General features: G+C 60.3%; 17 protein-coding genes. 12 read left to right on the top strand and 5 right to left on the bottom strand.

Translation table 11 applies throughout. From position 1 onward, the window contains the following. The first annotated feature begins 617 nt into the window (after nt 1–617). Entirely contained in the window at nt 618–1,373 is a 756-nt protein-coding gene (locus INS93_RS09480) for a DUF4239 domain-containing protein (RefSeq protein WP_192981256.1), read from the top strand. 79 nt (nt 1,374–1,452) lie between these two features. On the opposite strand, the gene INS93_RS09475 is transcribed toward INS93_RS09480, so the two are convergent. Then, complete coding sequence (locus INS93_RS09475) at nt 1,453–2,346, bottom strand: LysR family transcriptional regulator (RefSeq protein ID WP_192981254.1); 894 nt, start codon at nt 2,344–2,346, stop codon at nt 1,453–1,455. 95 nt (nt 2,347–2,441) lie between these two features. Here INS93_RS09475 and INS93_RS09470 point away from each other — a divergent pair, with 95 nt between their 5' ends. After that, nucleotides 2,442–3,608: an MFS transporter gene (locus INS93_RS09470; RefSeq protein ID WP_192981252.1), complete on the top strand. Its 1,167-nt coding sequence runs from the start codon at nt 2,442–2,444 to the stop codon at nt 3,606–3,608. Between the two features lie 51 nt (nt 3,609–3,659). Here INS93_RS09470 and INS93_RS09465 read toward each other — a convergent pair whose 3' ends face one another. The 3 genes from INS93_RS09465 to INS93_RS09455 form a co-directional block, all read right to left on the bottom strand. Further along, nucleotides 3,660–4,109 carry a carboxymuconolactone decarboxylase family protein gene (locus INS93_RS09465; protein ID WP_192981250.1) on the bottom strand — a complete coding sequence of 150 codons (450 nt, stop codon included), beginning with the start codon at nt 4,107–4,109 and terminating at the stop codon, nt 3,660–3,662. A 615-nt stretch (nt 4,110–4,724) separates the two neighbouring features. Then, on the bottom strand, nt 4,725–7,241 hold the full coding sequence (locus INS93_RS09460; protein ID WP_192981248.1) for a S8 family peptidase: 2,517 nt from the start codon (nt 7,239–7,241) through the stop codon (nt 4,725–4,727). Between the two features lie 42 nt (nt 7,242–7,283). Further along, nucleotides 7,284–8,309: an AAA family ATPase gene (locus tag INS93_RS09455; RefSeq protein ID WP_192981246.1), complete on the bottom strand. Its 1,026-nt coding sequence runs from the start codon at nt 8,307–8,309 to the stop codon at nt 7,284–7,286. 243 nt (nt 8,310–8,552) lie between these two features. On the opposite strand from INS93_RS09455, the gene hrpA reads away from it, so the two are divergent. The 8 genes from hrpA (at nt 8,553) to cyoE (ending at nt 19,335) form a co-directional block, all read left to right on the top strand. Further along, nucleotides 8,553–12,596, top strand: coding sequence for an ATP-dependent RNA helicase HrpA (gene hrpA / locus INS93_RS09450; protein ID WP_192981245.1), 4,044 nt, complete (start codon nt 8,553–8,555; stop codon nt 12,594–12,596). 64 nt (nt 12,597–12,660) lie between these two features. After that, the gene (locus INS93_RS09445; RefSeq protein ID WP_160020445.1) at nt 12,661–12,924 is read left to right on the top strand and encodes a hypothetical protein; all 264 of its coding nucleotides are present in this window, start codon (nt 12,661–12,663) and stop codon (nt 12,922–12,924) included. Continuing rightward, nucleotides 12,921–13,499, top strand: a complete 579-nt coding sequence (locus INS93_RS09440) for a DUF6436 domain-containing protein (RefSeq protein ID WP_192981244.1) — start codon at nt 12,921–12,923, stop codon at nt 13,497–13,499. The genes INS93_RS09445 and INS93_RS09440 overlap by 4 nt, the downstream gene beginning before the upstream one ends. 1,007 nt (nt 13,500–14,506) lie before the next feature. Beyond that, on the top strand, nt 14,507–15,424 hold the full coding sequence (gene cyoA, locus INS93_RS09435; RefSeq protein WP_192981243.1) for a ubiquinol oxidase subunit II: 918 nt from the start codon (nt 14,507–14,509) through the stop codon (nt 15,422–15,424). A gap of 2 nt (nt 15,425–15,426) precedes the next feature. Continuing rightward, nucleotides 15,427–17,415, top strand: a complete 1,989-nt coding sequence (cyoB, locus tag INS93_RS09430; protein WP_192981242.1) for a cytochrome o ubiquinol oxidase subunit I — start codon at nt 15,427–15,429, stop codon at nt 17,413–17,415. After that, nucleotides 17,415–18,044: a cytochrome o ubiquinol oxidase subunit III gene (cyoC, locus tag INS93_RS09425; RefSeq protein WP_420707295.1), complete on the top strand. Its 630-nt coding sequence runs from the start codon at nt 17,415–17,417 to the stop codon at nt 18,042–18,044. The genes cyoB and cyoC overlap by 1 nt, the downstream gene beginning before the upstream one ends. After that, nucleotides 18,044–18,379 carry a cytochrome o ubiquinol oxidase subunit IV gene (gene cyoD, locus INS93_RS09420; protein WP_192981240.1) on the top strand — a complete coding sequence of 112 codons (336 nt, stop codon included), beginning with the start codon at nt 18,044–18,046 and terminating at the stop codon, nt 18,377–18,379. Before cyoC ends, cyoD begins: the two co-directional genes overlap by 1 nt. Further along, a complete protein-coding gene (gene cyoE, locus INS93_RS09415; protein ID WP_192981239.1) occupies nt 18,379–19,335 on the top strand; it encodes a heme o synthase in 957 nt (318 codons plus the stop codon). Before cyoD ends, cyoE begins: the two co-directional genes overlap by 1 nt. A gap of 127 nt (nt 19,336–19,462) precedes the next feature. On the opposite strand, the gene INS93_RS09410 is transcribed toward cyoE, so the two are convergent. Continuing rightward, nucleotides 19,463–20,017: a nucleotidyltransferase family protein gene (locus tag INS93_RS09410; protein ID WP_192981237.1), complete on the bottom strand. Its 555-nt coding sequence runs from the start codon at nt 20,015–20,017 to the stop codon at nt 19,463–19,465. Between the two features lie 226 nt (nt 20,018–20,243). Between INS93_RS09410 and INS93_RS09405 the strand changes: the two genes are divergently transcribed. Further along, the gene (locus tag INS93_RS09405) at nt 20,244–20,711 is read left to right on the top strand and encodes a hypothetical protein (protein WP_192981235.1); all 468 of its coding nucleotides are present in this window, start codon (nt 20,244–20,246) and stop codon (nt 20,709–20,711) included. Beyond that, nucleotides 20,704–21,066, top strand: coding sequence for a hypothetical protein (locus tag INS93_RS09400; RefSeq protein WP_192981233.1), 363 nt, complete (start codon nt 20,704–20,706; stop codon nt 21,064–21,066). Before INS93_RS09405 ends, INS93_RS09400 begins: the two co-directional genes overlap by 8 nt. The last annotated feature ends 37 nt before the right edge of the window (nt 21,067–21,103 follow it).

Below are 21,103 nucleotides of genomic sequence, written 5' to 3'. Positions count from 1 at the left end.
TCTGCGTCACAGCGCAGCACGCAACTGCCCGTGGTGGACGCTGGAGCGTCGGGGGCTGCATTGCCACGCAGAGCGTGGGAACGATCATGAAAAGGCGAGGGCATACCCTCGCCTTGTTGATGGCTCCCACGCTCCGGCGTGGTAGCAAGCCCGTGACGCTCTGCGTCACAGCGCAGCACGCAACTGCCCGTGGTGGACGCTGGAGCGTCGGGGGCTGCATTCCCACGCAGAGCGTGGGAACGATCAAGGGCGGGGGGGATGTCGATGGCTCCCACGCTCCGGCGTGGTAGCAAGCCCGTGACGCTCTGCATCACAGCACAGCACGCACTGCCCGTGGTGGACGCTGGAGCGTCGAGGGCTGCATTCCCACGCAGAGCGTGGGAACGATACGAAGCCTTTGATGGCTCCCACGCTCCGGCGTGGGAGCAAGCCTGTGACGCTCTGCGTCACAGCGCAGCGCGTAACTGCCCGTGGTGGACGCTGGAGCGCCTGGGGCTGCATTCCCACGCAGAGCGTGGGAACGATCAACTCAGCCGCCGCGAGGGTTGAAGCCCTGGAGTTGACGCCTCAGCGTTTTGAGCCACGATCTCCTGGCGGTATAGCGAAAAGGCGCACATATGGAATCGGTCTGGATCGCAGCGGGTGTCTTCGTATGTCTCCTGTCGGCATCCCTGTTCATGATGCATGGGTACCCCAAACTCTCGGCTCGTCACCGAGATGAAGAAACCAACACGGTGGTGCGCCTGGTCGCCAATATCTTTGTGGTCATGACCTCACTGGTGTTCGGCCTGATGATCAATTCGGCCAAGAACACCTTCGAAGCGATCGACACCAACATGCACACCTATGCGACCAGCCTGATCATCTTCGATCGAACACTGAAGACCTACGGTGACAAGGCGCAGGACACGCGCGAGCACCTGGCCGCCTATGTGGAGCACGCCATTGCCAATCCCTATCGCGGCGACGAAGCGCTGCAGCATCGAGTGAGTCCCGCCACTCAATATCTGGATGAAATCGGTGCGGTCCTGGCTGCCATCAGCCCCGAAACCCGTTATCAAGAAACCATGCTGAGCGACCTCCGTCAGCAGTACCACTCACTGATAGAGCAGCGCTGGCGAATCGTGGAGCAGTCCGAAGGGACGATACCGATGCCACTCATCGGCATGCTCGTCGCGTGGTTGACGTTGATCTACGCCAGCTTTGGCTATCGCGCGCCGAACAACCCGATGGTAATTGGCATGTTCACCCTGTCTGCACTGCTGATTGCCGCCTCCGTATACCTGGTTCTGGACATGGATATTCCCTTCCATGGGCCGATACAGATATCAGACGCACCATTGCGCAGAGCCCTGGCGGAAATGCAGATGTAGCGCGGTTTTTTCCCTGGGCAGCGGTCTTCCGTGAGGGCGGGGCAGAGCGCAACCGTCCAGCGCCAGCCACATGCTCGGCTCACATCCGATGATGTTCCACCAGGAAATCCACGAACACCCGCACCCGCGCCGGCATCGCCGAACCGCCCACGAACACCGCATGAATCGGTTCCCGATCACCGGGATTGAAGGTTTGCAGCAGCGGCACCAGATCACCGCGCTGCAGGTCCTCGGCCACGCTGAACTCGCCGATGCGTGCGATGCCGGCGCCGACCCGGGCGAACTGCGCCAGCGCCTCGCCGCTGCTGCATTCGATGTTGCCGCAAACCTTCAGGGAGAACGCCTGGCCGTCGCGGGCAAAGGGCCAGTTGGGTTCGGAGCGGCGGAAGTTGAAGCGCAGGCAGTTGTGTTGCAACAGGTCTTCCGGCTGCTGCGGCGTGCCGTGGCGTTGCAGGTAGTCGGGGGAGGCCACCACCACCTGGCCGGTTTCGCCGACCTTGCGGGCGGTCAGCGGGCTGTCCGGCAGATGGCCGAAGCGCACGGCTACGTCAGCCTGGCCGCCGAGGATGTCGACCACTTCGTCGCCCAGGCTTAGGTCGACGGTGATGTTCGGGTAGCGCGCACTGAAGGCGGCCACCAGTGGCACGATGGCCAGCCGACCATGGCCGAGCGCGGCACTCACACGCAAGCGACCCCGTGGCACGCCCTGGTCGGTGATGGCTTCCTCGACTTCCGCCATGTCGGCGAGGATGCGCCGGGCGCCGCGCAGATACGCCTCGCCCTCGGCGGTGAAAGTGATCGCGCGGGTGGTGCGCAGCAGCAGGCGGGTGCCAAGGCGCTGCTCGGTGCGCGCGATGATCCGGCTGACGGCCGAGGGTGTCAGTCCTAACGCTCTCGCCGCAGCGGACAGGCTGCCTTCCTCCGCCACGGTGGCGAACACCACCATCTCACCTGACCTGCCGTTGAAGTCCATTTGTGCTCCGTAAGCAAAGGTGTTTGCCAGAAATGCCATCTACCGCCGTCAAGGTTTGGATCCTAGCATTCGCGGCATAGATGAGGAGCCTTTCCATGCGTATCAATCCACCCCTAGTTGCACTCGCCATCGGTGCCTTCGGCATCGGCGTTACCGAGTTCGCCCCCATGGGCATGTTGCCGGGTATCGCCAGCGATCTCGGTGTCTCCATTCCGGCTGCCGGCCTGCTGGTCAGCGCCTACGCGCTGGGCGTACTGCTTGGCGCGCCACTGATGACCCTGACCACCGGCAAGATTCCCCGGCGCTACCTGCTGATCGGGCTGATGGCCATCTTCACCCTGGGCAACCTGATGTCCGCCCTGGCGACCGATTACACCAGCCTGCTGATCGCCCGCGTGGTGACTTCGCTGAACCACGGCGCCTTCTTCGGCGTCGGTTCCATCGTCGCCGCCAGCGTGGTCGCGCCAGACAAACGCGCAGGGGCGGTGGCCGCCATGTTCATGGGCCTGACCCTGGCGACCATCGGCGGCGTGCCGCTGGCGGCCTGGTTCGGTGAGGTACTCGGCTGGCGCACGGCGTTCTGGGGCATCACTGGTCTGGGCGTATTGGCCATGCTCGCGCTGTGGTTCGCCCTGCCCAACGTGCCGCTGCCGAAGAGCGATGGCGTGCTGGCGGAAATCCGCGTGCTCGGCCGTGGCCCGGTGCTGGCAGCCCTGGCCCTGACCGTGATTGGCTCCAGCGCGATGTTCACCGTGTTCACCTATATCGCGCCGATCCTCAGCAGCGAAACCGAGGCGTCCACCGTCTTCATCACCGCCATGCTGGTGCTGTACGGCATCGGCCTGACGCTGGGCAACGTGTGGGGCGGCAAGGCAGCGGATCGCTCCGTCGATCGCACCCTGATCGTCTCGTTGAGTGCGCTGATCCTGGTCTTGTTGGCCTTCACCGTGCTGATGCGCTGGCCGCTGCCGGCGGCCGTGGCCATCCTGATTTGGGGCATCGCCAGCTTCGCCATCGTGCCACCGTTGCAGATGCGTGTGATGGAGGCCGCCAAGGAAGCGCCCAACCTGGCCTCGGCAGTGAATATCGGCGCGTTCAATCTGGGCAACGCCATCGGCGCGGCGCTGGGCGGCGCGGTGATCAACGCGGGGTTGGGCTATCCGGCGATCTCGCTGGCCGGTGCGGCGATGGCCGGGCTGGGGCTGCTGATGGTGCTGGGGTTTGCCTGGCGTTCCAGGGCGGTGGCGGCTGCGGCGATCTAAGAGAGCGGCAATTGGGAAGGGGCGGATTAAATGAATCCACCCCTTTCCGGTTTACGCCTTCGCAGCAGGGCTCAAGCGAAAGCTGACACCCATGCGGTTGAATGCGTTCATGGCTGCGATAGCGGCAGTGAGGTCGACCAGGTCTTTCGGAGTGAATGCGGACGATGCCGCGGCATAAGCTTCATCGGACACATGCGTTTCACCAACCAGGGTCACTTCTTCCGTCCAGGCCAGGGCGGAACGTTCCTGGTCGGAAAACAGATGCGCGGCCTCATGCCAGACCGGCACCAGAACGAGCTTATCTACTGACATACCTCCCTTGATCAGATCTCGCGAATGGATATCGATGCAGTGCGCGCATCCATTGATTTGCGATGCCCGCAAGAACACGAGATGTATGAGTTGAGACGGCAGGTTCGTTCCGGTGGTGACGTAATGGTGCAGCCCACCCAGTGCTTTTGCTGCACCCGGTGAAGCCTCAAACCAATTCAGACGAGTCATAGAGCAGTACCCTTTGTGGATGGGGGAGTCGGTAAGGTCTGCTCAATTAAGACAACTAAGAGGATCAAGGTATTGATCCAATTAAAGGCTTAATGAACGGTCCACTTTGCGGAGGGGCCGGTGTGGCTTTTGATGCGGTGCGGTGTGGAGCGGCTGATCTCCTGTCCAGCGTCCATCGCTCAGGCTTTAGCTTGGGGAGCGTTGCGATGCTCGGGTTTCTGGCTATATGGAAGCCTTGCGCATTGGCTCGTGGACGCTCAGCTCAGTGAACGGAATCGATGGCTCCTACGCCCGGCGTGGGAGCATGCGTCACAGCGCAGCACGCAACTGCCCGTGGTAAACGCTGGAGCGTCGAGGGCTGCATGCCCACGCGGAGCGTGGGAACGATCAAAGGCGTGGAGTGGTACATATCGGCCAGAGGCGGCCGCTCAATCCCGTCGTTCTCTACTCGCATCGACTGCACCCACGCATTACTATCACATCATTGGAACTGGCAACGAATTCTACATAAGGATTTAGCACAGCAGTGACAGGCCAACTGCCCGCTATTTGACGGCGAGCAGTTAAGACGTGCTGTTAAATGCACTGTAGATTTAGGATGCGTAGTGGTAGAGGCTAGTTCGTCCCGATGGTTACTTCAGTGTCTAGCGGTGTTGCGATAATATTCGCAATTTCTGTATATAGATCCACGTCTTCGCCATCAGAGGATATAGATATAATCAGGCTATAACGAGCTTTAGCGTTGCACTTTCCTAGATGGGGTCGATATCGCCACCAGCCGGAAACCGGATAAATAGCAATTTTATTTCTTGAGGCTAAGTCAATCGCTGGGCCGATCCAAACGTCACTGTGCACTGAACCTGCGGATATACTTTTGGGGCCGAATACCCACCTGTTATCCGGCTCTGGTTGTGGAGGCTTGTGTGCCATCGACTCAAGCTTATTGATTCGATGTCGGAAAGCTGCTTCTGTCTCGGATTTTTTCTTTAGGTCAAACCGAAGCCCAAAGGACTGATACCTAGCAGGGATCACTTGGGCCATTTCTCCTGGGCTAGGCTCGATGAAGTAAGAAAGAGTGATCTTCAGTTGGACGGTTCGGTTTTCGAGGCGCTCCAGCTCCGCTTTGGGCCATGGCAGATTGTAGTAATGCACCTCTTTAAAATACGGGTCTCCAACCTCACGATTCTTTTCGTTTAAATCTCTCGCAAATGGTTGGATACTAGTTTCAGCAATTAGCGCCAAGTCGTTTTCTGCGGATGCCAAGGCGCGTGATAGCTGCGGAACGCCATAACCAATTTGGCGGGCAAGAGCGATTCGCTGCCCCTTGCTCTTACATTTCTTGAATCGTTCCATCATGACGGGCGTCCACTGCGCGCTGTGAATAATCAATGCGCGCACCGTTTCTGGCCACATCTGTGGATGCGCAGCCATGATTGCCGCAGCCAATCCCGCTGCTTGAGCGGTAGCAGAGCTGGTGGCCCAGAACTCCTCAATAGGCCGCTGAGTGACATCTTTTCCGGTTGTTAAGAGTGACAGTGCAGGAACACCGGAAATTATTTCTGTTCCGTCAGGACTGATCGCCTTGTTGCCCGCCTCGAATACCACTTCTGGCTTGATTGGGGTTTTGGAGTGTTCCCAGTCGATTGATGCCCGGCTATAGGGGCTATGGTCGCCGGCCTGCGCTACTGCGGACCACCCCTCATAGCCTGGTTGATCGTGAAGGTCGACTTTGTCGGTGAATCCACCGACCGCCAACGCGTTCCATGATTGAGCGGGGTCTTCAATCGGGAAGTCATAGGGGTCAGCCAAATCATCAGGGCTGTTGGAGTCTGGGATGTTACCTGCGGAAATTATGAAAAGTCGACGCGGACCATATTCCCCGTTCTCCCCGAAATCCCCAACCATCGAGCCACTGCAGACCTGATCAATGGCGGAGCTCCATGTAGTTGGGCGCTCGCCTGAAACGTCTTGGTTCGAGACCGCCATGCAGAAAACTCGATTTCGCAGGGGCTCCTTCACTTCTGCAAGGCTTACTGCAGACTGGGTAATGAATCCGTAGCTCGAAGGGTCATTTCTCTCCCAGCCAGGGGGAGGTAGAAACTTTACCGACTCCAGCTTTGCCGTTAGCTCAATAAAGCTCTCATCTGTCAGTGCGTAGGTAAGGTCGCCATACAGCGCTGCACCAGCCATATTGGTTCCATGGCCGTGGTGGTCATGCACCCCCCACTCTGACCTGACTGCTTGGCAGTCATCAGCTGCAAGTGCGAGCTGAATAAGGGGGTGAGCTTGGTTTACTCCATGATCCAGAACGCAAATCGCGGGGCTTTCGTTCTCAGGTGGAATCAGTCTGACTGCCAGATTGGCTGTCCATTCTGATTTTTCCTGTGGTGTTTGCCGGGTAAAGAAATAGGGATTATCGGTGGCTTTCCTGAGCTCCTCTAATCCGTCCGCATTTGCTGCAAGAATAGATATTTCAAGAGTGTTCGCATAAATAATTAATACTTCTGTGTCCGGAAATATTAGTGAGTTCTCGCTGACACGAAGTTTAAGATTGTTAGCGACACGCCGGACATGATCAGCTTTCCATGCTGCACACCAGCATTCCCACCAAAGGACGGAAGATAAAGCGCTCGGGAACGGTCTGGAGTCTGTCCATAAGGTCTCTATGTCCCCGATGGAGAAATTTTCAATGGCTGAAAATTTAGTCTCATTTTTTGGCTTTCCAGACCTGGTCTCTTCTTCTGCATACTCCTGCAGTTTAAGCTCCAGAAAGTCCATAGCATCGTGAGGAACGTATAGCGCTCCGAGCGTTGATCCGTCCTCTAGGACGCGGAGGGCGGAAAGCCGGATATTTTGTTTCTTCCAGTTTAAATCTGGAACGGGCGATCCCGCTTCAAACTCAACCTCCAAGTACAACGCTTGGGGGGAGTCGCTGATATTTTCTGCAAAGAAGGCGTTCTGACCGCTTCGTGCCGCAGTAAACGCAAGGGATAGTTTTTCTCGGAGGCGGCTACCATGACCTTCCTCTCGTGGTTTACCCGCGTTGCTCAGATCCTTATCTCGGCGCTGGTAAGGGTGATCCACCCTGAACTGCTCAACTCTGAAATGCGGAAGCTCGTAAGACGACGCCATACTGGATATTTCCCTAATCCAAAGCTATGCGCAGTAAATAATCTAACCGGAGCTTAGTCCTGACATGGTTTCTTTCAGGGTATGGCGCTCTTTTAGCGCCTTAACTATCGCTTCAGTTGTCGCGTGCTTATCACCCTGTAGGATGACATCTTTGATAATCTCAAAGGCGGCTCTAGTGATTTCTGCCTGGCTGAGACCTTGGGCAGCAGCTATGAGTTTCGCCCACGACACTCTCTTCGGCAAATAGGTATGCATTCGCATCTTAAGCACTTCCTTAATGCCGCTCGGATCAGGAAGAGAGTACTCGATGATGTCGTCGAACCGCCTGAAGAGGGCGCGATCAAGAAGCTCGGGATGGTTCGTTGTGGCCAGCACGAGGCTGTCTGTACTGTTTGCTTCCTCAAGAAACTGAAGGAACGAATTGAGCACACGACGCATCTCGCCGACATCGTTATCGGCATTCCGTCGTCCGCCAATGGCATCAAATTCGTCAAACAAGTAAACCGCGCGGACAGAGGCAATCTGATCGAATATCAACCGTAGTTTGGATGCCGTCTCACCCATGAAGCGTGTGATCAGTGCATCGAGACGTATGGTAAAAAGCGGCAGTTGTAACTCTCCGGCCAAGATCGAGGCAGTGAGGGTTTTTCCGGAGCCTGGAGGACCCAAAAGCAAGAGTTTGGAGCTTGGAACCAAACCATGGCTACGTAGCTTGTCTCGCTGACGTTGTTGATGAATGAGGCGGATAAGCCGATCCCGCTTGAGATCTTCAAGAATCAGGTCTTGCAGCTGAGACTTTGGATAGCTGACAGATAGCAGGGACTCCAACTCGCCTCGTGGTTTGGAGATCGGAATCGCAACCTGCTGGTTTGGCCGAGAGAAATGCCCTTTGGCCGGGAATTCGCGTTTTCGAGCGGTCTCAACCAGTGCTTTGAGCTCATCAGCAACATCAAGTCGGCCACGACGTGCTTCTGCAGCGGCAACTTGCAAGGCGATGGAGAGAAATTGCTCTTCATCTCCTTGGTTGTGGCTGCTCAGCAGAGCAATGATTTGTTGGGCCGTGGCCATCGCCGTCCCTGTCCTTCAATGGGCTGCCGGATTAGCACTCAAGTTTAGTCGATTGGCTATTGGAGGCCTAGCCACGGTCATCCGAATTATCGACGAAGTGGGGACAGATGTATTTGTCGTGACTGGCCGAAGCCCGCCGTTCCCTTACGCCTTAACCTCACTCTCTTCCGCTGCGGTATAGCCTGCCCGCCCTAGGGCGTAATCTGCGACAATCCCGCCTTTGCCCTGATTGCCCCGATCCTGATGACTGACCTCGCCACGCTGCAGAACAACCTCGACCACGTCATGATCGCCGAGCGTCATCGCTTGCGCCGGCAGTTGCATGAGCTGCAGAAGCAGCCCGATGAGGCCAAGCTGGCGCAGTGGCTGGAGCGTTTTCAGGCGTCCAGCGACAAGGTGGCGGCGCGGCGCAGCAGCATCCCGGCGATGCGCTACGACGATGCGCTGCCGATTGCCGCCAAGCGCGATGAGATCAAGGCCGCGCTGGAGAAGAGTCAGGTGGTGGTGATCGCCGGTGAGACCGGCTCGGGCAAGACCACGCAGTTGCCGAAGATCTGCCTGGAGATTGGCCGTGGCGTGCATGGTCTGATCGGTCATACCCAGCCGCGCCGGCTGGCGGCGCGTAGCGTGGCGACTCGGGTGGCCGAGGAAATCGGTACGCCGCTGGGTGAGCTGGTCGGTTACCAGGTGCGTTTCGAGGATCAGAGCAAGGACGGCACGCTGATCAAGCTGATGACCGACGGCATCCTGCTCGCCGAGACCCAGCACGACCGCTTTCTGGAAAAGTACGACACGATCATCGTCGACGAGGCGCACGAACGCAGCCTCAACATCGACTTCTTGCTCGGCTACCTGAAGACCCTGCTGCCGCGCCGCCCGGATCTGAAACTGATCATCACTTCGGCGACCATCGATCTGGAGCGTTTTTCCAAACACTTCAACGACGCGCCGATCATCGAGGTGTCCGGCCGCACCTACCCGGTGGAAACCTGGTATCGCCCGCTGGCGGCCGAGGTGGACGAGGAGGGCGAGCGCCTGCTCGATGACTTGTCCATCGACCAGGGTATTCTCGCCGCACTGGAGGAGATCACCGAGCACGAGCGCAGCGTGGGCCAGCGGCCCGGCGACGTGCTGGTGTTCCTGCCCGGCGAGCGCGAGATTCGCGAAGCCGCCGAGGTGCTGCGCAAGGCCAACCTGCGTTTTACCGAGGTGCTGCCGCTGTATGCACGGCTGACGCCGGCCGAGCAGCAGAAGATTTTCGCGCCGATGCCGGGGCGCAAGATCGTGCTGGCCACCAACGTGGCGGAAACTTCGCTGACGGTGCCGGGCATCCGTTACGTGATCGACTCTGGCACCGCGCGCATCAGCCGTTACAGCTACCGCGCCAAGGTGCAGCGCCTGCCCATCGAGCCGGTGTCGCAAGCCAGCGCCAACCAGCGCAAGGGCCGCTGCGGGCGGGTCGAGCCGGGCATCTGCATTCGCCTGTACAGCGAGGAGGATTTTCTCGGTCGGCCGGCGTTCACCGACCCGGAGATTCTGCGTACCAACCTGGCGGCGGTGATCCTGCAGATGCTGCACCTGTGCCTGGGTAGCATCGAGGACTTCCCCTTCATCGAGCCGCCAGATGGCAAGGCCATCAGCGACGGCTTCAACCTGTTGCAGGAGCTGTCGGCGGTCAACCGCGAAAGCCAGCTCACGCCTCTTGGCCGCCAGCTGGCACGCCTGCCCATCGACCCGCGCCTGGGGCGCATGGTGCTCGAAGGTGCCAAGCAGGGCAGCCTGGAGGAGATCCTGATCGTTGCCGCCGCGCTGTCGGTGCAGGACCCGCGCGAGCGACCGATGGATCGCCAGCAGGCCGCCGACCAGGCGCACGCGCAGTGGAAGGATGTCGATTCGGACTTCGCTGCGCTGATCAACCTGTGGCGCGGCTTCGAGGAAAAACGCCAGGAGCTGGGCAGCAACCCGCTGCGCACCTGGTGCAAGAAGAACTTCCTCAACTATATGCGCCTGCGCGAATGGCGCGATGCGCATCGGCAACTGGTGCTGATCGCCCGTGATCTGCAGTTGAGCGGCAATGCTTCCCGTAGGAGCCCGCTTGCGGGCGATGATGGTCATGCGGATCGCCGGCAAGCCAGCTCCTACAACGAACCCGTCGCGCCGACCAAGGACACCCGCGTCAACGCCATTGCCCGCCAGCAGGCCGAGGCCAGTGAGGCAGCGGTGCGGGCGAAGAACTACGCCGCCGTGCACAAGGCGATTCTTGCCGGCCTGCTCAGCCAGATCGGTCAGAAGACCGAGGAGGGCGACTACCTCGGCGCACGCCAGCGACGTTTCTGGATTCACCCCTCCAGCGTGATCGGGCGCAAGAAGCCCAACTGGATCATGGCCGCTGAGCTGGTGGAAACCACCAAGTTGTTCGCCCGTATGGTGGCCAAGATCGAGCCGGACTGGATCGAGCCGCTGGCGGCGCATCTGGTGAAGAAGAACCATCTGGAACCGCACTGGGAGAAGAAGCGCGGCCAGGTCGTGGCGTTCGAGCAGGTCACCCTGTACGGCATGATCATCGTCGGTCGGCGCCCGGTGCATTACGGCCCCATCGACCCGCCGGTTTCGCGCGAGATGTTCATTCGCGAGGGCCTGGTACGCGGCGAGATCAACAGCCGCGTGCGCTGCCTGACCGCCAACCGCCAGTTGCTCGAACGCCTCGATGAGCTGGAGGCCAAGTCGCGCCGCCGCGACATTCTCGCCGACGAGGAAACCCTGTTCGGCTACTACGACGCGCGCATCCCGCAGGACATCTACCAGGCTGCGAGTTTCGAGAGCTGGTACAAGAAGGGCAGCGCTACCGACGCGCAGCTTCTGATCATGCGCGAGGAAGACGCCCTGGCCCGCGATGCCAAGGAAGTCACCGCCGCGCAGTACCCGGACACCTTGCACATCGGTGAGCTGCAACTGCCGCTGAGCTATCACTTCGAGCCTAATCATCCGCGTGACGGCGTGACCCTGCGCGTGCCAGCGCCGCTGTTGCCGCAACTGCAGCCCGAGCGCCTCGAATGGCTTGTGCCGGGGCTGCTGGAGGCCAAGTGCGTCGCCCTGGTGCGCGGCCTGCCCAAGGCGCTGCGCAAGAACTTCGTGCCGGTGCCGGATTTCGTCGGCGCAGCGCTGGACAAGCTGGTGTTCGGCCAGGGCTCGCTGCCGCAGGCGCTGGGGCATGAGCTGCTACGCATGACCGGCGCACGGGTGTCCGACGAGGCCTGGGCGGAAGCGGCTGAAAGCATCGAAAGCCACCTGAAGATGAACATCGAGGTGGTGGATGCGCGGGGCAAGTTCCTTGGCGAAGGCCGCGACCTGGCCGAGCTGACCGCGCGTTTCGCCGAAGCCAGCCAGGCTGCGCTGGCCATCCCGCAGCAGAGCGACAAGCCGAAAACGGTGGAGGCCAAGGCCTTCGCCGAGGTGGCGGAAAAGACTCAGCAGAAGATCGCCGGCCTCTCCATGACGGTCTATCCGGCGCTGGTGGAGGAGGCCGGTGTGGTCAAGGAAGGGCGCTTCCCGACCCAGGCCGAAGCCGACTTCCAGCACCGCCGCGCCCTGCAACGCCTGCTTCTGCAGCAACTGGCCGAACAGGCGAAATTCCTGCGTGGCAAGTTGCCGGGGCTGACCGAGTTGGGCCTGCTGTACCGCGACATCGGCCGCGTCGAGGCGCTGGTCGAGGATATTCTGCTGGCCAGCCTGGATGCCTGCATCCTCGACGGCGAAGCCACGCTGCCGCGCGATGGCGTGGCCCTGGCGCAACTGGCCGAACGCAAGCGCGGCGACTGGACGGCGCACGCCGAGCGCATCGCCCGCCTGGTGTTGGAGATTCTCAAGCTCAACCACGGCCTGCAGAAGCGCTTCAAGGGCAAGATCGACCTGGCCCAGGCCATGGCGCTCAACGACATCAAGCAGCAGTTGGCCAATCTGGTCTATGCCGGCTTCGTGCGTGAAACGCCGGGCGAGTGGCTCAAGGAAATCCCGCGTTACCTCAAGGCCATCGAGCAGCGCCTGGACAAGGTGGGCTCGCAGGTGCAGCGTGACCGCGTGTGGACGGGCGAAATCACAGGCTACTGGGAACAGTACAAGGCGCGTGCTGCCAAACATGCCCAGGAAGGCAAGCGCGATGCGCAGCTCACGCTGTATCGCTGGATGCTGGAGGAGTACCGCGTGTCGCTGTTCGCCCAGCAACTGGGCACCAGGATGGCGGTATCGGACAAGCGCCTGAGCAAGCAGTGGACGCTGGTTGAAGGTTGATGATCGGCGCTCGCCCCGGCGTTGGGGCGCGCCATCCACTGATGAATGCGGAAACTGAAGAACGATGAGTGTAAATGATGAAAACGCCGGGCTGGGGCGCCGTGGCTGCCTGGGCCTGTTTGTGGCTGGCGTGATGTTCGTGGTGCTGATTTTTGCCGGCCTCATCTACATCATGACCCGCCCCCAGGATGGCGAGATCGAGGCGGCCGAGCGCGCGGCCATCGACGCCTGCTGGCAAAGCGCGCAGGCCACCGAGCGCAGTTTCACCGAGGAAAGTTGCCGGGAAATGGAGAAGCAGTTCCTGCGCAAGTTCGGCCATCAGCCATGAACCTGCTTAAGCGCTTGAGCTTCAAGCATCTGGTGGTGGGTTTCTGCGCGTTGGCGCTTGGCCTGGTGGTGCTGATCTGGTGGCTCAGCGGCGCGGCCTATCTGCGGCCTTATGCCGAGCAGACGGTGATCTTCGGTCAGGGCGAGTTGCAGCTGCCGGCTGAACTGGCCGGCCCCGGCCCGATCCGGGTGGTGCACTTCTGGGACCCGGACTGCCCCTGCAACGCGGAAACCGACGCGCACCTGCGCTACCTGATCGGCCTGCACCGCAATGCCGATGTCGCGTTCTACAGCGTGCAGAAGCCGGGCAGCACGGGCGAGATAGCGCCGTTCCTGCGTGGGCGGATGACGCCCTTGCCGGGCATCGAGGGCATGGAATCGCTGCCGGCCAGCCCGGCCCTGGCGATCTGGGATCGTGACGGCAAGCTGGCCTATGCCGGCCCTTACAGCGAAGGGCTGGTGTGCAACTCCAGCAACAGCTTCGTCGAGCCGGTGCTCGATGCACTGACCCAGGGGCGCCATGTGTCCCTGGCCAGTGGTCTGGCGGTGGGGTGTTATTGCGCGTGGAAGTATTGAGGTGGGGTGGTTGTCGGGTTGGGAGCAGGGTAGGGTTGCCTGTGCCTGTGCCTGTGCCTGTGGGAGGGGCTTTAGCCGCGATGCTTGTCGCGGCTAAAGCCCCTCCCACAAAAGCYGTTGTCGGCTGCAATTGCGTAGCCCGGATGCAATCCGGGGCACATCGAATCGTTCCGGGTTGTATGTGGGTTAGGTGAAGCTATCGCGGCTGAAGCCGCTCCTACGAGATAGGTGAATGTCTGTAGGAGCGGCGGGGAGGCTTCCGCTTCAGCCGCGATGCTTGTCGCGGCTRAAGCCCCTCCCACAAAAGCYGTTGTCGGCTGCAATTGCGTAGCTCGGATGTAATTCGGGGCCGGTATGGGATCGTCCTAGTTTGCAAGTGGGCGAAGCAGGCAGAGCTATCGCGGCTGAAGCCGCTCCTACAGGTGCATGGCGCCTGCAGAGGTTCAGCAGTCCCGTGGGAGGGGCTTCAGCCGCGATGCTTTTGGCCGCTCTCAATTGCCCCGGATTACATCCGGGCTACAACAGCAGCCGTCCCCGTCGTCTACTTGGCGCTGCTTTGCGCTCAGCCTTTCGCAGGGCTGACGCTCCTCACCTACGCATTCAAGACTCTCGAAACCTCCTAAATGTCAATACCTGGCGAGCTGCCGGCGAACAGCATCTTTCGTGTCATTGATTCCTGTCAATTCGCTGACAAATAGCTCTAAAACGGGCCTGTGATCATTTGTCGCACCCCTTCGATTCTTTGCCGACTTCTTGCTGCAAAGTGTTTCAAATCTTTGCGTAAATGTTGCGAAATATGTCGCAGAGAGGCCGTCAGTTTGCTCATAAGTAGGCTGCTAATGAATTGTGCGAGGCCTCGATAGCCTGCAACATCGTCGATTCCCACGGTTTTACCGCTTCGCTTGCACGGATGCTCAAGCTCTGAGTTTTCGCTGCCGGCCTTTTGCTCGATGGGCCGCACGGCAACCGAAGCCGACTGTGGGCATCACTCAGTTGAAGGTCGTGACATGAAAGAAGAGAAATACCATCGTTGTGCGCGCTGGTTGCTGATGGCGATTGCCTTCTCAGCGCTCGGTGGATGTGACTGGGCACTGTTCAACTCGAAAGGGCAGATCGGTGTCGAGCAGGGCAACCTCATCCTGATCTCCATTGGTCTCATGCTGATCGTGGTCATTCCCGTGATCGTCATGACTTTCTGGTTTGGCTGGCGTTATCGCGAGTCGAACGAGAAGGCCACCTACATGCCCGACTGGGCACATTCGCACAAGATCGAACTGGTCGTCTGGGGTGTCCCGCTGATCATCGTCGCGGTGCTGGCGGTCATCATCTGGGAAACCTCGCATTCGCTCGACCCCTATCGCCCGATCGAATCGGACAAGCCGGCGCTGAACATCGAAGTCGTCTCACTCGACTGGAAATGGCTGTTCATCTACCCGGATCAGGGCGTGGCCGTGGTTAATGAGTTGGTGATTCCAGAGAAGACCCCGGTGACCTTCCACATCACCTCCGACACGGTGATGAACGCGCTGTCGATCCCGCAACTCGGCGGGATGATCTATGCCATGGGCGGCCAGCGCACCCAGCTCAACCTGATCGCCAACGAGCAGGGCGAGTTCTTCGGCCAGTCCGGCAACTTCAGCGGCGAAGGCTTCTCGGCCATGCGCTTCAGCACTCACTCGGTCAGCGACGATGCGTTCGCGCAGTGGGTCGACAAGGTCAAGCAGTCGCCCGAGGTCATGGACTTCGCCACCTTCAAAGAGGTGGGCGAGCCCGGCGAGATGGTCAACCACCGCTATCCGATCTACCCGGTCCGCTACTTCGGCCAGGTCGAGGCGAACCTGTTCAACACGGTGATCGGGCAGTACGTGACCCTGAAAGATTCCCACAGCACGGCCATGCACGAAGCAGCGCAGGTGCAGGAGTGAATATGTTTGGAAAACTGACTCTGGACGCGATTCCGTACCACGAGCCCATCATCATGATCACCCTCGCCATGGTGGCGCTGGGCGGTCTGGGGCTGTTCGCGGCGGTGACCTACTTCAAGAAGTGGGGCTACCTGTGGAGCGAGTGGCTCACCTCGGTGGACCACAAGAAAATCGGCGTGATGTACATCCTCGTCGCGCTGGTCATGCTCGTGCGTGGCTTCGCCGACGCGATCATGATGCGCACCCACCTGGCGATGGCCCACGGTGACGGGCAGGGCTACCTGCCGCCGGAACACTACGACCAGATCTTCACCGCGCACGGCATCATCATGCTGATCTTCGTGGCCATGCCACTGGTCACCGGCCTGATGAACATCGTCGTGCCGCTGCAGATCGGCGCACGTGACGTGGCCTTCCCCTACTTGAACTCGCTGAGCTTCTGGCTGTTCGTCGGCGGCGCGCTGCTGATCAACCTGTCGCTGGGTCTGGGCGAGTTCGCCAAGACCGGCTGGGTGGCTTATCCGCCGTTGTCAGGCATCCAGTACAGCCCCGGCGTGGGGATGGACTACTACATCTGGAGCATGCAGCTGTCGGGCTTGGGGACGACGCTGACGGGGGTCAACTTCATCGCCACCATCCTCAAGATGCGTGCACCGGGCATGAGCCTGATGAAGATGCCGATCTTCACCTGGACCATCCTCGTTACCTGCGTGCTGATCTGCGGCGCCTTCCCGCCGCTGACCGCGACCCTGGCGATGCTGTCGCTGGACCGCTACCTGGATTTCCACTTCTTCACCAATGAACTGGGCGGCAACCCGATGATGTACGCCAACCTGTTCTGGATCTGGGGACACCCGGAGGTGTACATCCTGATCCTGCCAGCGTTCGGCGTGTTTTCCGAAGTGGTGGCGACCTTCTCGCGCAAGACCCTGTTCGGCTATGCCTCGATGGTCTGGGCGACTGCGGCCATCGGCGTGCTGTCGTTCGTGGTGTGGCTGCACCACTTCTTCACCATGGGCTCGGGGGCCAGCGTCAACGCCTTCTTCGGCATCATGACCTCGATCATCGCCATCCCCACCGGGGTGAAGATCTTCACCTGGCTGTTCACCATTTTCCGTGGCCGTCTGCAACTCAATGCCATGACCTGGATGACCCTGGGCTTTCTGGTGACCTTCTCCATCGGCGGCATGACCGGCGTGCTGATGGCGGTGCCGGCGGCGGACTTCGTGCTGCACAACAGCCTGTTTTTGATCGCCCACTTCCACAACGTGATCATCGGTGGTGCGGTGTTCGGCTACCTGGCCGGCATCATCTACTGGTTCCCGAAAGCCTTCGGCTTCACGTTGCTCGACCGCTTCGGCCGCTACTCCTTCTGGTGCTGGCTGATCGGCTTCTACTTCGCCTTCATGCCGCTGTACGTGCTGGGCTTCATGGGCATGACTCGTCGCCTCAACCACTTCGACAACCCGGCCTGGGTACCGTGGGTGCAGGTGGCCGTGGTCGGCGCCGTTCTGATCGGTATCGGCATCGTCTTTACCGTGGTGCAGTTCGTCACCAGCTACATCAAGCGCAAGGAAAACGTCGACGTGAGCGGCGATCCGTGGGATGGCCGCACCCTGGAGTGGGCGACGTCCTCGCCGCCACCGTTCTACAACTTCGCGGTCATCCCGACGGCGGACAAGATCGACGCCTTCCATGAGGCGAAGAAGAACGGTGTCGAGCTGATGCCCGCGCCGGAGCACTACGAGCCGATCCACATGCCGAAGAACACCGGTAACGGCCTGATCGTGTCGGCGTTCGTCATCGCCTTTGGCTTCGCCATGATCTGGCACATCTGGTGGCTCGCCATCGTGGGTCTGGTCGGCGCCGTGGTCAGCTTCATCGTGCGTTCCTACGACGAGGACATCGACTACTACGTGCAGCCCGAAGAGATCGCGCGGATCGAGCAGGCGCACCACCAAACCAAAGCCAACGCAGTCGTACAGGCCTGATCATGACCGCTTACGAACCCCACTATCCAAACGACGCTCATGGCCACGGCCATGAGCACCACCACTACAGCAGTGGCATCAAGCTGTTCGGCTTCTGGGTTTACCTGATGACCGACCTGCTGATCTTCGCCACGGTGTTCGCCACCTTCGCGGTACTCAGCAATTCCTTCGCCGGTGGCCCCACCGCCAAGGAAATGCTCAGGCCGGGCCTGCACCTGGTGCTGGTGGAAACCTTCGCCCTGCTGTTCTCCAGTATCACTTACGGCATGGCCATGCTCGCCACCTACCGTGGCGACAAGCGCGCGGTGCTGCGCTGGCTGGGCATCACCTTCCTGTTCGGTGTGGCCTTCATCAGCATCGAGCTGTACGAGTTCCGTCATCTGATCCATGAAGGTGCCGGGCCACAGGTCAGCGCCTACTGGTCGGCGTTCTTCACCCTGGTCGGCACCCACGGCCTGCACGTCAGTGCCGGTTTGCTGTGGATGCTGGTGCTGATGTTCCAGGTTGGCAGCCGTGGCCTGACCGACACCAACAAGACCCGCGTCGGGCTGCTCAGCCTGTTCTGGCACTTCCTCGACGTGGTGTGGATCTGCGTGTTTACCGTCGTCTACCTGATGGGGGTGCTGTAATGGCTCATCAAGACAATCACGCCGCTCACGCCGTGGGCTTCAAGGATTACCTGACCGGTTTCATCCTGTCGGTGATCCTCACCGTGATCCCTTTCATGCTGGTCATGCATCCTGACGTGCTGGGCCTGAGCCGTGGCGCGACGCTGATCACCGTGGTGCTCTTCGGCCTGGTGCAGGTGCTCGTCCACCTCGTGTACTTCCTGCACATGAAGACCGATGAGGAGGGGCGCTGGAACGTCGTTTCGATGATCTTCACCGTGCTGATCATCGCGTTCGTGGTCGGCCTGTCGGTCTGGATCATGTGGAGCATGCACTATCACATGATGATCAACTGATGCTGGCGCTCCTGAAGCAGTACCTCAACCTCGCCAAGCCGGGCATCGTCTTCGGGAATCTGATTTCCGTCACGGGCGGTTTCTTCCTGGCTTCGCGTGGCGATGCCGACCTGGCGCTGTTTTTCGCGACAGCACTGGGGGTTTCGCTGGTGATCGCCTCAGGCTGCGTGTTCAACAACTACATCGATCGGGACATCGACCAGAAGATGGAGCGCACCCGTAACCGGGTTCTGGCGCAGGGGCTGGTATCGCCTGCGCACGCCATCGTCTATGCCTGCGTGCTCGGAGTGGCGGGGGTGGCCTTGCTGTACGCCGCCACCAACACGCTGGCGGTGATGCTGGTGCTGATGGGCTTCGTGGTCTACGTCGGCCTCTACAGCCTGTGGCTCAAGCGCGGCTCGGTGTACGGCACCCTGGTCGGCAGCCTGTCCGGGGCGGCACCGCCCGTGGTCGGCTACTGCGCGGTGAGCAACGAGTTCGATGCTGGCGCCGCCATCCTGTTGTTGATCTTCAGCCTGTGGCAGATGCCGCATTCCTATGCCATCGCCATCTTCCGTTTCAATGACTACCAGGCCGCGAACATCCCGGTGCTGCCGGTCATCAAGGGGATCTCGGCTGCCAAGCGGCAGATCGTGCTGTACATCGCCGCCTTCGTGGTTGCGACCCTGATGCTGACGCTCAGTGGCTACGCCGGCTACAGCTACTTCGTGGTCGCCGCACTGAGCGGTGCCTACTGGCTATGGATGGGCGTGTCGGGCTACAAGGCGGTCGATGATCGGGTGTGGGCGCGCAAGCTGTTCACTTTCTCCATCGTCACCATCACCATGCTCAGCGTGATGATGTCGGTGGATTTCATCTCCTCGCCCGAGCAGGTACTGGTGACCTCCATCAATCACCTGTGCAGCCAGTTCGCCGCCAGCGCGCCGGGCTTCTGCGCGGTGGTCGCCGGTATCTGACAGGTGTTGTGGTAGGGGCTTTAGCCGCGATCGTCGCCGCGCAAGCCCCTACCACGGTGTTTCTATCGTAGGGTGGAGGTCGCTCTTTAGATCCACTACACGGTGGATCGATGAAGCGTGATCCACCCTACGGGAGCACCTTCAACTTCGGCCAGGTTGCCAGCCAGTTCTTGTCATGTAGCCGCTGCTGGTAGATCCGCCGTTTCTCGTTCTGAAAGCGTCCGGCCGGGCGCACGATAAGGCCGAACAGATCCTCCAGACCGAGTGGTGCGGCAACCTCGACCCTGTCGTTTTCATTGAGCCTTACGGCCAGCGCCGTCGCGGTTTCCGGCCAATGCCGCATCGCTTCGGTCGCCGAGGCGTAAGGCGCATCGCCATTGCGTAGATGCATGCGCGCCTGATTCTTCACCGACCACTGCAAGTCACCGTTGCCGCCGCGCAGAGTCGCTTCCAGTTCTGCATCGCGTTCCTGAGAGGTATGGACGCAGTCGAACCAGATCACGTCGATGTCTTCCGGCAGCGGAGATGGCGTGCGTTGGTGCAAGTGATCCCACACCGCGCTGCGCACGAAACCGGCGGCCACCCAGCAGTCGGGCAGGTCGAGCTCGCGCACCTGCTGCAGGATACGCAGGCGCTGTAGGTCGGTGACAATGAGTGTCTGTAGTTGAGCGGCGAAATTCATGCGCGCAGCCTAGCAGCGGTGCTCGTCGGCTGCCTGCTCAGTTGATCTGGCGCATCGAGCGGCTCCCAGATAACGCAGTCTGCTGATCGCACCGCACCAATACCGACTCGGATGGTCAGAAGCGCTGAGCGGCTCATGAGCGCCCGTTTGTGTACTCGTTCATGGCAAAGCAGGTCACATTGATTCATGCTTTGCAGCTGATCCACCTATACATAGGGAACATGTAATGGAAATGAAGATCCTGGCCAGCGGCGTCGGCGCGGCCATCCCCAAGACCAGCATTGGGTTCAATCTGTTCAGTGGCGTCTTCATACAACTCAGACGCTCGAGTGCCGAGAAGCCGCAGGTGTTCGGTATCGCTACCGGGCCTGAGATCGGCGGTAACAGCGGCACGCTGATCGCCGGTCATATCGAAACTGCCTGGATGAAAATCGACGTCAGCAAGCATGCCTGGTTGTGCAGTCGTTCATCGCTGGTCGGCAAGTTGGGGGAAATCGAGCTCAAGGGTACGTTGCTGTTCAGTGGCAGCGTGGACGTCGCCTTCACCATTTACGACGCCAATAACGAGGCCCATTTTTCCCTTAGCCGGGTGCAGGTCGAGTCGAACGGCGGACAGTTGGCCGATACCAAGGTACGCGGCGTGATCAAGGACATGATGGGGCAGACCCAGAGCGGGAGCATGCTCTGTGGCTGATCGCGATGCAGGTCGTTTCCCGCGTTTGAAGACCCTGTGCAATCTGCTTCTACTGCTATTGCAACTGATCACCCTGGCTGCGTACTGGGGCATGGTCAGCGCCAGGCCAAGCTATATGGCGATCAGCCAGGAGCTCTACCCGGGCAGCGAGCGACTGATGAACAGTTGGCTTGCCGATACCTTGGTTTCCATGCCGGCAATGCTGGTGGTCGGGGCTGTCTTCGTGTTGAGTGTTGCCAAGGAGTTTGCCGGCCTCGGCAAGGTCCGGCGGATTCAACTCAACGCACTGACGCTGGTCGCTGTGCTGGTCATGCTGTACTTGGCTGCCTCGCCGCTCTACTCAGCGGCTGGCTGATCAGGCTGCCGCTCCACTGCGTGGGAGCGGCTTTCGC

Origin of the sequence: Pseudomonas sp. EggHat1 (genome assembly GCF_014892995.1) — a bacterium.
Taxonomy (GTDB): Bacteria; Pseudomonadota; Gammaproteobacteria; order Pseudomonadales; family Pseudomonadaceae; genus Aquipseudomonas; species Aquipseudomonas chaetocerotis.
The sequence above is the reverse complement of the archived record's forward strand: the minus strand, read 5'-3'. Positions and strand labels throughout refer to the sequence as shown.

What these genes read in the sequence shown, in the direction of transcription:
- INS93_RS09480 (WP_192981256.1), top strand. Translation starts at nt 618, where the DNA reads ATGGAATCGGTCTGGATCGCAGCGGGTGTCTTCGTATGTCTCCTGTCG.
- INS93_RS09475 (WP_192981254.1), bottom strand. Translation starts at nt 2,346, where the DNA reads ATGGACTTCAACGGCAGGTCAGGTGAGATGGTGGTGTTCGCCACCGTG.
- INS93_RS09470 (WP_192981252.1), top strand. Translation starts at nt 2,442, where the DNA reads ATGCGTATCAATCCACCCCTAGTTGCACTCGCCATCGGTGCCTTCGGC.
- INS93_RS09465 (WP_192981250.1), bottom strand. Translation starts at nt 4,109, where the DNA reads ATGACTCGTCTGAATTGGTTTGAGGCTTCACCGGGTGCAGCAAAAGCA.
- INS93_RS09460 (WP_192981248.1), bottom strand. Translation starts at nt 7,241, where the DNA reads ATGGCGTCGTCTTACGAGCTTCCGCATTTCAGAGTTGAGCAGTTCAGG.
- INS93_RS09455 (WP_192981246.1), bottom strand. Translation starts at nt 8,309, where the DNA reads ATGGCCACGGCCCAACAAATCATTGCTCTGCTGAGCAGCCACAACCAA.
- hrpA (WP_192981245.1), top strand. Translation starts at nt 8,553, where the DNA reads ATGACTGACCTCGCCACGCTGCAGAACAACCTCGACCACGTCATGATC.
- INS93_RS09445 (WP_160020445.1), top strand. Translation starts at nt 12,661, where the DNA reads ATGAGTGTAAATGATGAAAACGCCGGGCTGGGGCGCCGTGGCTGCCTG.
- INS93_RS09440 (WP_192981244.1), top strand. Translation starts at nt 12,921, where the DNA reads ATGAACCTGCTTAAGCGCTTGAGCTTCAAGCATCTGGTGGTGGGTTTC.
- cyoA (WP_192981243.1), top strand. Translation starts at nt 14,507, where the DNA reads ATGAAAGAAGAGAAATACCATCGTTGTGCGCGCTGGTTGCTGATGGCG.
- cyoB (WP_192981242.1), top strand. Translation starts at nt 15,427, where the DNA reads ATGTTTGGAAAACTGACTCTGGACGCGATTCCGTACCACGAGCCCATC.
- cyoD (WP_192981240.1), top strand. Translation starts at nt 18,044, where the DNA reads ATGGCTCATCAAGACAATCACGCCGCTCACGCCGTGGGCTTCAAGGAT.
- cyoE (WP_192981239.1), top strand. Translation starts at nt 18,379, where the DNA reads ATGCTGGCGCTCCTGAAGCAGTACCTCAACCTCGCCAAGCCGGGCATC.
- INS93_RS09410 (WP_192981237.1), bottom strand. Translation starts at nt 20,017, where the DNA reads ATGAATTTCGCCGCTCAACTACAGACACTCATTGTCACCGACCTACAG.
- INS93_RS09405 (WP_192981235.1), top strand. Translation starts at nt 20,244, where the DNA reads ATGGAAATGAAGATCCTGGCCAGCGGCGTCGGCGCGGCCATCCCCAAG.